11 protein-coding genes are annotated in these 13,881 nt (G+C 64.5%); 6 read left to right on the top strand and 5 right to left on the bottom strand.

Annotated features, from left to right (window positions below):
• Window positions 1-14 precede the first annotated feature (14 nt).
• Window positions 15-584, bottom strand: coding sequence for a DUF6789 family protein (locus tag BLT08_RS13205; RefSeq protein WP_090308043.1), 570 nt, complete (start codon window positions 582-584; stop codon window positions 15-17).
• A gap of 108 nt (window positions 585-692) precedes the next feature.
• Here BLT08_RS13205 and BLT08_RS13200 point away from each other — a divergent pair, with 108 nt between their 5' ends.
• The 5 genes from BLT08_RS13200 (at window position 693) to BLT08_RS23040 (ending at window position 3,809) form a co-directional block, all read left to right on the top strand.
• Complete coding sequence (locus BLT08_RS13200) at window positions 693-1,502, top strand: hypothetical protein (RefSeq protein ID WP_245724216.1); 810 nt, start codon at window positions 693-695, stop codon at window positions 1,500-1,502.
• Window positions 1,503-1,586: 84 nt separating this feature from the next.
• On the top strand, window positions 1,587-1,877 hold the full coding sequence (locus tag BLT08_RS13195) for a cyclase (protein ID WP_090308031.1): 291 nt from the start codon (window positions 1,587-1,589) through the stop codon (window positions 1,875-1,877).
• Between the two features lie 66 nt (window positions 1,878-1,943).
• On the top strand, window positions 1,944-2,837 hold the full coding sequence (gene larE / locus BLT08_RS13190; RefSeq protein WP_090309149.1) for an ATP-dependent sacrificial sulfur transferase LarE: 894 nt from the start codon (window positions 1,944-1,946) through the stop codon (window positions 2,835-2,837).
• 250 nt (window positions 2,838-3,087) lie between these two features.
• Complete coding sequence (locus BLT08_RS13185; protein WP_090308026.1) at window positions 3,088-3,444, top strand: hypothetical protein; 357 nt, start codon at window positions 3,088-3,090, stop codon at window positions 3,442-3,444.
• Window positions 3,445-3,671: 227 nt separating this feature from the next.
• The gene (locus BLT08_RS23040) at window positions 3,672-3,809 is read left to right on the top strand and encodes a hypothetical protein (RefSeq protein ID WP_175529313.1); all 138 of its coding nucleotides are present in this window, start codon (window positions 3,672-3,674) and stop codon (window positions 3,807-3,809) included.
• A 175-nt stretch (window positions 3,810-3,984) separates the two neighbouring features.
• On the opposite strand, the gene BLT08_RS13180 is transcribed toward BLT08_RS23040, so the two are convergent.
• The 4 genes from BLT08_RS13180 to BLT08_RS13165 form a co-directional block, all read right to left on the bottom strand.
• Window positions 3,985-5,757, bottom strand: a complete 1,773-nt coding sequence (locus BLT08_RS13180; RefSeq protein ID WP_090308021.1) for a nitrite/sulfite reductase — start codon at window positions 5,755-5,757, stop codon at window positions 3,985-3,987.
• 369 nt (window positions 5,758-6,126) lie between these two features.
• A complete protein-coding gene (locus BLT08_RS13175; RefSeq protein WP_090308017.1) occupies window positions 6,127-7,473 on the bottom strand; it encodes an MFS transporter in 1,347 nt (448 codons plus the stop codon).
• A gap of 425 nt (window positions 7,474-7,898) precedes the next feature.
• Window positions 7,899-10,064 (bottom strand): assimilatory nitrate reductase NasA, encoded by a 2,166-nt coding sequence (gene nasA, locus BLT08_RS13170; protein WP_139171307.1) that lies wholly within the window; start codon window positions 10,062-10,064, stop codon window positions 7,899-7,901.
• 386 nt (window positions 10,065-10,450) lie between these two features.
• Window positions 10,451-11,398: a twin-arginine translocase subunit TatC gene (locus tag BLT08_RS13165; RefSeq protein ID WP_090308013.1), complete on the bottom strand. Its 948-nt coding sequence runs from the start codon at window positions 11,396-11,398 to the stop codon at window positions 10,451-10,453.
• 142 nt (window positions 11,399-11,540) lie between these two features.
• On the opposite strand from BLT08_RS13165, the gene BLT08_RS13160 reads away from it, so the two are divergent.
• Window positions 11,541-13,877, top strand: coding sequence for a twin-arginine translocase subunit TatC (locus BLT08_RS13160; protein WP_090308009.1), 2,337 nt, complete (start codon window positions 11,541-11,543; stop codon window positions 13,875-13,877).
• The last annotated feature ends 4 nt before the right edge of the window (window positions 13,878-13,881 follow it).

The raw sequence follows: 13,881 nt of genomic DNA, 5'->3' as shown, positions 1-13,881 counted from the left end.
GGTGAGTTGTGAACTCAGTTACCGTCGTCGTACTCGTACTCCTCCTCCGGGTCCTCGACGCCCTCGGTTCGGGAGCCGACCCACGCGCCGAGCGAGAGCCCGTAGACGAGGTGGCCGGCGTGGAACAGGGCGAGTTCGTCGGCGTCGAGTCGAATGTCCAGCACCTCCTTCAGCATGATCTGGGAACCAAAAGCCGAGAGGGCCATTCCGTAGATCGATCCCCAGACGATGCCGCGCTGTTCGGGTTCGATCGAGCGTTCGGCGTCCTGTAACGCGAACAGTCCCCCGAAGAGGGCCCCCGCCTGAATGCCGTAGACGAAGTGCAAGAGCAGCCCGGCGATCGGGTGGTCCTCCGGATCGCCGCCGGAGACGTACTGCGAGTAGAAGTTCGCCGACGGCGGCAGCGACCGCAGGATCGGCAGCCGAAAGGCCGTCATGATGATCGTCGCCACGAACCCCGCCTGCAGTCCGCGGATCGCCGCGTAGGTCGCGTGCTCCGCCCGCGACTGTTCGGCCATCGCTCTGGGACCCTCCTTGGACTCGCCCGTCGACCGTAACCGTCGTAATCGATTGGATAGCGACATAGTGTTCTCGGGCCGCCTTCTACCACGAACGGTGACTTAACAGTCCGGCGTGCAGTGTACGGGTCGCTCGAGACGATCCGTTCGAAACGTGTATAGTAATCGAACTGTATGGCTACCGTACCAATGCGCTCGACTGAGAGCCGATCGTTCGTCGACGGACCGTCGATGGCGGCCGGCGTCTACGTCGGTCTCCTCGGATACCTCGCCGGAGCGGTCGCGGGTGTCGACGGAACCGGACGCTCCGTCGGCTTCTGGCTCCTCGCGGTAGCCGTCGCACTCGCACTCGGCGGGCGTCCGGAGCTGTGGGTCGCGTTCGGGCATCGTCGGCTGCTCGCGGTACCGATGTTTGCCGCGATGGTCCCGGGAATCGGACTGATACTCGTCGACGAGACCGTCGGCGCCGTCGACGTCTCGCTGTCCGTGCTGTTCCCGCTAGTCGGACTGATGGCGGTCGGGCTGGCGCTCTGGATCCTCGGAAACAGGGTCTACGCGGATCGAGCCGCGGGGGACGTCCGCGCGCGCTGGGTCGCGAATCGGGACCCGCGGCGGCGACGATGGATGCACGCCGGAACGGTCGCGCTCGTGGTCGGCAGTGTCGGCGCGTTCGCCGCGGTGCTGTACGGTCTCCCCTCGTTTTTCCTGAGTGGCGCCGTCGCGGGGATCGTCATCCTGCAGATCAGCGTCCGTCGACACCGAACGTACGAGGCCTGTGAGCACGGCCTGCGATACATCGAGTCGGGCACCGTAGCCACCTCCTTTCGCCCCTGGGATCGATTCGACGGCTACCACGAAACCGATGGGGCGGTCGTCCTCGAGCGTCGCTGGCGACTCGACGAACGAATGGCCGGCGACGAGGTGCCGGCCGCGGCTCGCGACGCACTCGAGGCGGCTATCGGCGGGTCGAGCAGACGCGAGTGAGATCAGACGCGGGCGACACCGACCGAGTGAGTACCGCGCCTCGAGCCGACCTTTTGTGTCCGGTGGCCGTAGTGACACGGGACGATGGTCTACCTCTACGCCGAACACGTGATCGAGGACTACGAGACGTGGGAGACCCACCACGAGGAGAACGCCGACGCGCGTGCGGCCCACGGCTCCCTCGGGACGCAGGTGTTCCGTAAGCGCGCCGATCCGACGACGCTACTCGTCATCCAGGAGATCGAGGACGACCGTCTCGAGGAGGCGCTCGCGTACTTCGAGTCGGCCGAGTTTCAGGCGGTGCTGGACGCCGCGGGCGTCGTCGACGTTCCGGAGTCCGGACTTCTCGATCGAGTTCACGAGCAGGACGTCTGAGAGACGTTGCCGTTTCGACACCGCGACGACAACGTGCTTTTGCCCGTTCAGTACGAACGACGGGGCATGACAACGGTCGAGGCGAAACTGGAGGCCGCCCGTGCCGACCTCGCAGAGCGCGACGGCGTGTTGATCGCCTTCTCCGGCGGCGTCGACTCGAGCGTGGTGGCCGCACTCGCCCACGACGCCCTCGGCGAGAACGCGGTCGCCTGTACCGCCCGCAGCGAGACGCTCCCCGAGGCCGAACTCGAGGACGCCAGACGGGTCGCCGAGGAGATCGGCATCCGTCACGAGATCGTCGCCTTCTCCGAACTCGAGAGCGACGCGTTCGTCGAGAACGACGACGATCGCTGCTATCACTGCCGAACGATGCGACTGGGTGAGATGCTCGAGACGGCCCGCGAGTTCGACATCGAGACCGTCTGTGACGGGACGAACGCGGACGACCCCGGCGCGGGCCACCGGCCCGGACTCCAGGCGGTCGACGAACTCGAGGTTCACTCGCCGCTGCTGGCACACGACATCTCGAAAGGCGAGGTGCGCGCGATCGCCGAGCGGTACGGGCTGTCGGTCGCGGACAAACCCTCGATGGCCTGTCTCTCCTCGCGTATTCCGACGGGGCTCGAAGTCACCGAGGAACGACTCACTCGCGTCGAGCGCGCCGAAGCGCTGCTCCGCCAGTGGGGCTTCGACCAGTTCCGCGTCCGTGACCACGACGGCCTCGCGCGTATCGAGGTCGCTCCCGACGAACTCGAGCGGGCGCTCCAGGTGGAGTTCGTCGAAACGGTCCGCGACGAACTCGAAGGGCTCGGGTTCGACCACGTGACGCTCGACCTCCACGGCTACCGAACTGGGAGCGTAAGTCCGGCGACCGACACCGCCGACAGCGAGGACGACTCCGCGACGGACGAGCCACTCGTCGACGACGTCTTCGCCGCGGAGTCACAAACCGACGATTGACCGGCCCCCGAGCCACCGATTTCTCACCCGCAGATCTGTCCGCACTCGTGAGCGTTCGGCCCCGATTCCGTCACCGATCTCGGTTGGGATTTCGACATCGTACGGAATGGCGCGCTTTCGTCCAACACTCCTCCAGAATATAACCGTCTTCTCCGTGGAGAACCCATCAGTAGTGGACTTTTTACACTAACGTCCGGGAATATTGCGCATTTCGATACGGACGTAGCACTAGAATGGGTACCATTGGATGATGGACGCTGACGTGCCGCTCGAGTGGAACACGGAAGAGTGTCGGACGTACACCCCGGCCGACATCGACCGGGAAATGCAGTATCGGACCTATCGCCACGAATCCGGTGACCTGCGCCTGAAGGTCGCGCCGGCCTCGCTCGACGGCGAGGACCACCCTGGCTACGCCCTGACCGCGACGACCTATCCCGGTCTCGACCTCTCCGAAACGATCCGTGTCAGAACCGTACTCACCTTCAACCGCTGCGATCGGATCGCAACCCAGTTCATGGACCTCTTTTCGGCGAGCTACGACGGCCCGGGATCGCTCGAGGACGCCCTCGAGTACGCCCACCAGCGAACCCGCGAGCACCGGTAGCGAGCGAGCGCGGTTCGGTCGCGCTTCGGTTCTACCCGCCTCGATCGGACGACGAATCGTCTCGCGGCGAGAGCGATCAGCCATCGCCGCCACCGACGGGAAGCGACCGCGTGTCGGTGTACCAATATACCGAATACCGTGCGAATATTACTCGTTAACGATTGATGATTGCTTGTTCAGAAAGTAAATTTGCGAAAACGTAAATACCTCCGGCACCAAGTAGGTGTATGAGCACGAGAGACCCAGCCGAGCCGACGGTCGCCGAACCTACCGAACAGTCCGACGTCCCAGTCTACATGCCCGGAACCCCGACGCTCGGGTTCACGACCGCCCTCGAGCGACTCGTCAGCAAACTCTCGCGGTAATCCGAGACGGCGCTGGCAGTTGCGAACCGGAGACGAGAACACCCGATTTTCAGCGGAGACGTTACTCGCACGGAATAGCGACCGCCGTATCGACGTACTGAATCAGCGAGCAACAGCGTTAGAATCGCTGCACCAGAGCGACAGCGATGACGCGAGTCGACGAAAATAGTGTCAGTTAGTCGTCGGACGGCGCGGCGGATCCCTCGCCCATCGCGGCGGCCGCGGACTCGCTCTCCGCGAAGGGGTACCACGACTGCTTCGCGTCGTTCATGTACGGCGCCTCGAAGTCGGTCTCCTCGGGTTCACAGAACTCGACGAGCTGTTCCGTGCCGACCGCCTCGACCCACTGACGGAACGTCTGCCCGTCCTCGCGGTGGGCCGCGAACGCCTCGAGCAGGTTTCGGATCGCGCCGGGGGCCTCGTCAGCGGGGACGCGCTGTTGGATCCACTCGACGAACGACGGGTTCTCGCCGACGCCGCCGCCGACGCCGATGTCGAACGCTTCGACCATCTCGCCGTCCTTCCGGGCGCGCATGCCCTGCAGACCGATGTCCGCGGTCATCGCCTGCCCGCAGTCGGCCGTACAGCCGGAGTAGTGCATCTTGATCTTGCCGACGTCGTCGGGCAGTTCGACGTTTGCGTTGAACCAGCGCAGCATCCGAGCCATTCGGCCCTTCGTCTCGGTGAGCGCGATCGAGCAGAACTCCGTCCCGGTACAGGCCATCGCACCGCGCTCGAACGCGCTCGGCTCGGGCGGATACTCCTCCAGCAGCGGCTCGGCGAGTAGGTCGTCGAGGTCGTCGTCGTGGACGTCGACGACGACGGGGTTCTGGCGGCGGGTGAGTCGCAGTTCACCGGAGCCGTACTCGTCGGCCAGGTCTGCGAGTCCGATCGCGTCTTCGGCGGGGAGACGACCGACGGGCACGCTCAGCCCGACGTAGTTGAGTCCGTCCTGTTTCTGGTCGTAGACGCCGACGTGATCGTGTTTCCCCTCGCGGGTGGGACGGCCGGCGTTGTACGTGTACTCGTCGCGGAAGTCCTCGCCCGCGCGGTGCATCTCGAAGTCGACGTACTCCGCCTGCATCGTCTCGCGGATCTTCTCCATCCCCCAGTCCTCGGCGAAGAACCGACCGCGGTTCTTCGAGCGGTTCGTGCGACCGCCCTCGTCGTGGTAGAGTTCGACGAAGGCGCGGCCGACCTCGTAGGCGTTCTCGGGACGAACGAAGACGTCGAGCGGCGTCGCGGCGCGGGGTTGGCGACCGCCGAGACCGCCGCCGATACGCACGTTAAAGCCCTTGACCGTCTCGCCGTCGATCTCCTTGCGGGCCGGCTCGAAGCCGATGTCGTTGAGCGAGTCCTGCGCGCAGCCGGATTTCGAGCCGGTCACGCTGATGTTGAACTTCCGGGGCATATTGGCGAGCGCGTCGTCGCCGCGAAGCTCCTCCTCGAAGCGCTCGAGGAGCGGGCCGGACTCGACGTACTCCTCGACTTTCCCGTGGAGCGCCGATCCCGAAATGTTCCGCATCGTGTCGCCGCCCGACGAGCGTGAGTGGACGCCTTCGGCCTCGAGCTTGTCCCAAATCTCGGGGACGTCCTCGAGTTTGAGCCAGTGGAGTTGGACGGACTGACGGGTCGTTAGATCGATCCAGCCGTTACCGAACTCGGGGTTTTCGACCGGCCCCGTCGCGTAGTCGCGGGCGACCTCGCCGATGACGCGTAGTTGACCCGGCTCGAGAATGCCGCTGGCGTTGGTCAACCGCATCATGAAGTACGATTCCTGGCCGCTGCGCTGGTGGAACAGGCCCCAGAACTTGAACCGGGTGAACCACGTCCCGCGTTCGTCTTCCGGAATCGCCTCGTAGCCGCCGTTTTCGGCGAACTCGAGGATGTGTTCTCGCACCTCGTCGCCGTAACAGTCGGCCTTCTGTTCTTCTTTCTTGTGGACCATCAGACACTCACCTCGTCTCCGAGCGAACGAATCGGCACGGATTCGCCACTTTTCTCTCCAAACATGTCGCAAGTCACGTTTATGCATCACGTACCTAACGCACATAACCCTAATCGTTTACAAACACCGAATTAAGTCGGTGTTTTAGGATCAGACGCCGAATGTACAATGAAATATATCCTGTACTAGGATGTATGTGAACAGCGGTCGAACCGTCTACAGTTCGGTAATTCGACGGGTGTCTGCGTGACTGGAGCGCAAAAATGGGAGCGTCCAGCGTCCGTAATCGAGAACAAGTGGTGACGAAACGCACAGCAGTACGACGGTACAGCAATCGAAGCGCGTGACCGAAATAGCGCGCGTCGTCTCTCAATCGTCGGCCGGGGTCGGCGAACGCGAGCGGACGGTCGACGACCGTGACTGGTAGAGCAGCCCGGCGATGGCGAGCGAGACGACTCCGAGTACGAGATAGACGACGAAGCCGGTCGCGTAGCCACTTACGCCCTGAACGTCGACGAAGAGACCGAGGATCGGTGGGACGACGAAGCCGCCGAAGCCGCCGATCCCGCCGATGAGTCCGGAGGCGCCGCCGACCGCTTCGGGGACGTACTTCGGGAGCAGCTGGTAGATAGCGGCGCTGGCGATGCCCATTCCGGCACCGAGGAACACCGTCGCGGCGATCGCGAGGTACAGATCACGAGTGACCACGAGCGCGAGTGTCGCGATCACCACGACGACGAAACTGGCGATCGTCGTCTCTTCGCCGCCGAACCGGTCGCTGATCGCGCCGCCGGACGCACGAAAGAGCGGCGACGAGAGCGTAAACGCCAGTGCGGTAACGATGCCGGCCGTCTGGACGTCGAGCCCGTGAAGGTTGCTCCAGTAGGAGGGGTACCAGACGGTGAGCGCGAGGTAGCCGCCGAAGGAGACGAAGAACATCGCCGTGAGCAGCCACGAGCGGCGGATAGTCGCGGCCTCGCGGATCGATTCCATCGCGTCGCCGCCCGGGAACAGCTCCTGGCCGTTTTCTTTGGCTCGCGCTTTCGCCGCCTCCTCATCGAAGCCGCGCTTTCGGAACTGGAAGTACGGCGAGTCGACGGCGTAGAGAACGAAGATCCCCGTCCCGACGAGCAGGAAGAGGAACCACGCGGCGTACGTACCAGTCAGGCCGAGATAGAGGAGGGCGAACGGGGCGACGATGGTGAACAGTCCCGGCGACGTGGTGCCGAGTCCGGCGAAGATCGCGAGCATCGTTCCCCGGTGTCTCGAGCGATACCAATAGGAGGTGTCGGCGATCCCTACCGAGAACGCCGCGATCCCGCAGCCGGATAACGAGCCGAAGACGAAGATCAGCGGGTAGTGGGTCATCGTCAGCCCGTCGGGGTAGGCCAGCACCAGAATCGTCAGCAGTCCGCCCATACCGACGACGGAGAGACCGAGCAGGATAGCGAACGGTTTCTTCGCGCCGACGTCGTCGACCCACGCGCCGAACGGAATGCGAAGCAACGACCCGGTCAGCTGCGGGGCGGCGACGAGCAGTCCGAGGAGGAGCCCGGAGAGGCCCAGCACCTCCTCGAACTCGGCCGCAACGGGACCGTAAACGACGACGCCGGCGAAGCCGACGAAGTAGCCGAACGTCAGGATCGAGACCGCGCGTCGGGGGCTGCCGCGGATGCCGGAGCCGTCGGCACCCGCGCTGGTATCGCGCTCGCTCATCCGTCGGCACTCGTCCAGAACTCCGTCTCGGTGTCGTGTGCCCGACCGTCGCCGTGGGTCCACCTTCCGCGGGACGCCGTAAGCTTACGGACCATCGTCGACCACCTCAGTTGAACAATCCACACCGAAGTCGGGGACGTGCTCTCCAAACATGTCCAAATTCACGTTTTCAGTTCATGAGAGTAACCCCTATAACAGTATTCGTTTACAAACGGCCAAAATTAGAGGTTTTAGACAGAAGACATATCATATGCAAACAAATATGGACAGTATTAGGATGTAGATCCAACGCAAACGCAGATCGAGTGGATGATTCCAAACAGTGAGAACCATTCACAACCGAGAGGCGGCGGGTCGCCGTCGGAGACGCTACTCGCTGGAGCGGAGACGACGGACGAGAAGGGACGACGCGCTCAGTACGGCCGTCACGCGCTGATTTCGGCGACGGCTCTGGCTTCGCGCTCGTGGGGTGCCTCGAGTCGCACCGCACACTGTTTGAAGTTCGGTTCCTTCGAGCGCGGATCGACGTCCGGCAGGGTAAGGTCGTTGACCGCGGGGTGGTGGATCGGGAGCCAGACGACGCCGTCGGGGATCGACTCGTCGGCCTCGACGCGAGCCGTGACCGAGGCTCGGCGGGAGACGACCTGCGTATACTCCGCGCCGTCGTCGACGCCGTCCGCATCCGTGGCCATCTCCCCGTCGACGAGTTCGTCGGAGAGCGCCGCGGCGGTCGCGGGGCTGACGCGCGCCGTCGGCGGTTCGTCGTCGCGGGTGCGGACGCCCGTGTTGTACGCGTCCGGACGCCGCCCCGTCGTCAACGTCAGCGGGAACTGCTCGTCGGTCGGCTCCGGCAGCGGCCGAGCCTCGCCCGTCGAGAACTGCGCGCGGCCGGAAGGCGTCGGGAACGACCACGATGCTTCGGACGCACCGGTACCTGCGTCCTCCGTCTCCGCATCGGCGTCGGCTAGCGGCCCCTCGTAGTAGCGGTAGCCCCCCGAGACGTCGGGTTCGGGAGCGGGCCAGCGAACGGCGACTTCCGCCTCGAGTCGCTCGTAGCCGATCCCCGAGAGATCGGCTGGCGTTCCCGCGGTCAGCGCCGCCAGCTCCTCGAAGGTCGACTTCGGCTCGAGCGGTTCGTCGAACAGATCGGGAACGAGTCGACCGGCGAGTGCATCGATCAACTCGAGATCGGTCTTAATTCCCGAGGGGGTGTCCGTGGCGGCGCGCACGCGCGAGACCGTTCGTTCCATGTTGGTCGTCGTCCCCTCCGACTCGCCCCACGTCGCCGCCGGGAGAACGACGTCGGCGAGCTCGACCGTTTCGCTCCGGAACGCGTCCTGGACGACGAGGAAGGCGTCTTCAAGCTGGTCGCGGACCTGCGTCGTGTCGGGCATGCCGGCAACGGGGTTCGTCGCGACCGCGTACACGGCCCCGACGTCGTCGCCGATCGCGTCGACGATGCCGACCGGACCGGGGCCAGTGTCGTCCGGGAGTCGCGAGACGGGGACGTCCCAGGTGTCCGCGACCGCCTCGCGGTGGTCGGGGTCGGTAAAGGGCCGCTGGCCAGGCCAACTCCCCTTCGACGAACAGACGCGAGTGCCCATCGAGTTCGCCTGCCCGGTCAACGAGAACGGACCGGAGCCGGGCTCGAGGTTCCCGGTTGCCAGACAGAGATCGATCAGCGCACCTGACGCCGCCGTCCCGTTGACGCTCTGGTTGATCCCCATTCCCCAGTAGACGAGGGTGGGATCCTCGAGCGCGTCGGCGATCCGATCGACGTCCGCGAGGGAGACGCCGGCGGCCTCGGCGGCCGTCTCGGCGTCGGGAAGTTGCGCTCGCAGTTCGTCGAACCCCTCCGTCGCCTCGGCGACGAACGCCTCGTCGACGCGGTCGGTTTCGACGACGCGGGCGAGGACCGCACGGGCGAGATCGAGGTCACCGCCGGGTTCGACGGGAACGTGGTGGTCGGCGACCTCGCTGGTCTCGCTCGCGACGGGATCGACCACGATCAGCTCGGAGTCGTCCTGTTGGGCCGAGTGATTTATCCACCGAAACATGACCGGATGGGCGGCCGCGGGGTTGGCTCCCCAGACGAGGTGCGTGTTCGCTTCGGGGATGTCGTCGTAGGTCGGCGGCGGCGCGTCGCTCCCGAAGGCGTCGTAGTAGGCGGTGACGGCCGACGCCATACACAGCGTCGTGTTCGCGTCGTAGTACCGCGTGCCGAAGCCGCCGCGAGCGAGTTTGCCGAGCGCGTAGGCCGCTTCGTTGGTCTGCTGACCGCTTCCCAACACGGCGACGCTGTCCGGACCGTCCTCGAGCGCCGTATCGAGGCCTTCCGCGGCGCGCTCGAGTGCGGTCTCCCAGGTCGTCGGAACCAGTTCGCCGTCCCGCCGGACGAGCGGCCGCGTCAGCCACTCGCCGCCTGGGTCGACGGTCTCGCTGATACCACGCTGGCAGGCGAGCCCGTTGTTGGTCGGATGGGCGGCGTCGCCGCGAACGACGTCGAGGCCGTACCCCTGCTCGACGGCTCGCTGGACGTGTCCGCAGCCAACGGCACAGCGCATGCACGTCGTCGGGACGAGCTCCGTCACGGGGGCCACCCCTCGGCCTCGAACCGCGCGGTGTGTGATTTACAAACACACCCATCAGCAAGAATTTGGCTCAACATCATACACTCGTTCACAGAAATAGAGAACGTATGCAACTACTAAACGGTGAGCGTTTACAAACCGTTATTTTCGAGGCGATAACGCGGTACTTCCAGCAATCTACGGATAGATAGGAGGAATATAAGGACGTGAAAGTATCGGACGACACGGGTCGACCGAACGAGTGTCCACGTATCACGAGTCGTTTCGCTGAGGGCCTGATAGCCGGCGTCAGAACCCGTTCGCTCGGTTCGCTCGAGTCGAGCGAAATACCGGGACCGATGGCTCACAACCGAGCGTCGAATGTGACGCGCCGAGAAATCTGACCGTCACTCCCGTCCGACCCACTTCAGGACGAACAGCGTCCCTTCGAACAGCAGGATCATGGTGAGCGCGACGAGGATGGGGGCCATCATCGTCGGGTCCATGGTGAACATAAACGAGAGCCCGAAGAAGGCCGCCCAGAAGTACAGCCGTTTCTGAGCCAGCCAGCGACGGGTCGTCACGCCCATCATGATCGCGAGCATGATGAACAGCGGAATCTGGAAGACGATCGCGAGGAAGCCGGTTAGCGTGATGACCAGGTCGAACGTCTCGCCGAGCGCGTACGCGATGTCCGCACTGCCCTCGGCGTAGAACGTGAAGTACTGGAACAGCACCGGCAACACGAGCACGTAGGAAAACAGCATCCCGAGCCCCGCGAGGACGACGCTCATCGGCACCGCTGCAAGGTAGTACTTGCGCTCGTGGGGGTACAGCCCCGGTCGCATGAACAGGTAACACTGATAGACGAACACCGGCAGCGCCACCATGATCCCGAGCAGTGCCGAGAACTTGATCCGGGTCAGCCACAGTTCGAGCGGGTGGTAGACGTGCGGCGGCGGCACCTCTTCGGCCGCGTACGGGAAGATATCCGTCCAGACGTAGCTGATCGCGTCCGACGCGAACAGCAGTCCGATCGAGGTCCCGGCCGCGCCGACGAGCAAGACGACCGCGAACCGAAGCACCATCTCTTCGATGTGGTCGGCCAGCGGCATCTCCTCGTCGTCCGGCGGCGTCGAGATGCCGCCGACGTCGTCGTCCGGATCGGGATAGGAGGGTTCGTCGATGCTATCCGGGCGATCGACGATGCCCTCGCCGTCGGTTTCGACCGGCAGATCGGACTCCCCGTCGTGGTCGCTCTCGGAGGGCGGTTGCTCGTCATCCGCCTCCCGTGGCTCCGCGGCTTCGTCGACGGGATCCCCGCCATCCCTGTCGTCCACCGACTCGTCCGACATCTATCGGAATATCAGACGGCCACCGGTTATAGGCCTTTTTCTTACGAACACTGCACGAGAGGGACAAGGTCTCGAAACCGGCAGTTACCGTTCCAGCACTCGAAAGGTTGATAACTGGATATCAGTTAGCCACAGGCAGTAAATGAGTTCTGCCGTCGGAGAGGATACGGCCAAAGCTATCAACACTGGCCGTGAGACGATCGGCGCAGTGTTGTCTGGCGCGCAGACGCATCTGCAGAAGGTGTTCATCGTCTTCACCATCGGCTTCGTCGGCTCCTTCTACGCGCTTCGGATATGGATCTGGGGCTTCCTCGAGGCGACGGCGAAAGCGGAGATGGATCCGAGCGTCGCAGAGGCGACGGATATCATCACGCGAACCCCGTTCGAGGTCATCCTCTTACAGGCGAAGATCGGCCTGCTCGTCGGAATCATCGTCGCGATTCCGGCACTTCTCTACTTCTCGCGTGACGCGCTCCGCAAACGCGGCATCGAATCGGTCGTTCCGGTCTCGAAGAGCTACGTGGCCGGGTTCGCGTTGACGTCGATCACCCTGTTCTGTATCGGGCTCTTCTACGCCTACGCGATCTTCTTCCCCTACGCGTTCGACTTCCTCGGAACCGTCGCCCACGACGCCGGCGTCAATCCGAGCTGGGGGATCACCGAGTTTACCGAGTTCATCGCCCTGCTGACCCTCTCGTTCGGGCTGGCCGCACAGCTGCCGCTGCTGATGAGCGTGCTTTCGTACACCGAGATCGTCTCCTACGAGACGTTCCGAGACAAGTGGCGTCACGCGATCGTCGCCATCACCGTCTTCGGCGCGATGTTCTCCCCGCCGGACCCGTTCACGCTGATCATGTGGGCGATCCCGCTCGTCGCCCTCTACGTGTTCAGCCTCGGACTCGCGAAGGTCGTCGCCAACATCCGCCGACGCGGCGCGGCCGAACTCGACACCGGCACCGGCTTCATGAAACGGCGGGTTCTGCAGTTCGGCGGCGGACTGGTGCTCGTCGCCGTCGCGACGGCGGCGTTCGTCAATCAGGGCGGGTTCGACTACCTCGAGGAGTCCGTCTACCCGCTGCTCCCGTCCGGGTTCCGGCCCGAGGGGACGTTCGGCCTCGAGTCCATGGCTGCCGAGTACGGACTGCTCGGCGACGCTGCCGTCGGCGGGATCGGTGCCGTGTCGATCGGCTTTCTCGTCCTCGTCGGCTACACGATCAAGGTACTGCAGGGCCCGGTCTACCCGCGGGAGGGAGACATCAGGGGCGCCGAGGATCACGAGGACATCGACTTCGAGACGCTCGCGGCCGAAGACATCGAGGAGGTCCCGACGCAGGTCTTCCTCGCGATGGACGAGGAGACGGCCCTCGAGTACTCCCGACAGGCGATGTACGACGACAACCGCGACAAAGCGCAGGCCATCCTCGATCGGTACGACGGCCTCGAAGAACAACGGCAAGCGGACGACAGCGAGGACGGCGCTGCGAGCGCCGCAGGCGGCGCAAGCGGAGCGGCGAGCGGTGGCGCGGCCGCCGAGGAAGAGGAGGGGAGCGTCTTCTCGAGTACGGCCGCCGGGATGCTCGATCCCTTTACGGAGGAGGAGACGACCGAGGAGGACATCGGCGGCTACGCCTACGACCTCGCGTTCATCGTCGACAGCCTGACCTCGAAGACGATCTACATCGTGGGCGTCTTCATGGCCGTCCTCGGCGGCACGTTCCTCGCGCTGTACCAGGGCGGGTTCGGGATCATCCTCGCCCAGTTCGTCGACCGCGTTCCGCCGGAGGTCTTAGACGAGGTGACCGACGATGCGGTCGCGACGGACGAGATCACGCCGGAACTGATCGGCGAACTCGGATTAGTCATCGCCTTACACCCCGTCGAGGTGCTGATCTTCATGGTGAAGGTAAGTACGATACTGGCCTTCATCGCCGTCGCCCCGATGATCATGTACTGGGGGTGGCCGGCAGCGAAGGAACGCGGCCTCGTTCGCGGCGACCCACGGGTGTTCCTCGTCTGGGGCGGCGCGCTGTTCGCCGGCTTCGGCGTCGGGCTGTTCCTCGGCTTCTACTGGATCGCCCCGATGGTCATCTCGTATCTCATCACGGACGCCGTCCAGAACGGAATGGTCGTCACCTACCGGATCAACAGCTTCTCCTGGCTGGTGATCTACACCACCCTCGGCGTCGGCTTCCTGTTCAACATCATCGTCACGATGGCGCTGTTCCACATCGGCGGCATCGTCAGCTACCGGACGATGCTCGATCGCTGGCGACCGATCGTCGTCGGGATCTTCACGGCCGCCGCCTTCCTCAGCCCGAAGGGGATCCTCACGATGTTGCTGGTCGCGATTCCGATCGCCCTGACCTACATGCTGGGACTGGCCGTCCTCTACGTGCTCACCGGCGGCGGTCGGCTGTTCGGTGGCGGTGGTGGCGGCAGAGCGACCGAATCCGATGCCGACGGCACCGTGGCCGAATAGTGTC

This window comes from Natronorubrum texcoconense (assembly GCF_900100335.1).
Lineage (GTDB): Archaea > Halobacteriota > Halobacteria > Halobacteriales > Natrialbaceae > Natronorubrum > Natronorubrum texcoconense.
Note: the sequence above shows the minus strand (reverse complement) of the source record. Positions and strands in the feature narration are given on the sequence as shown.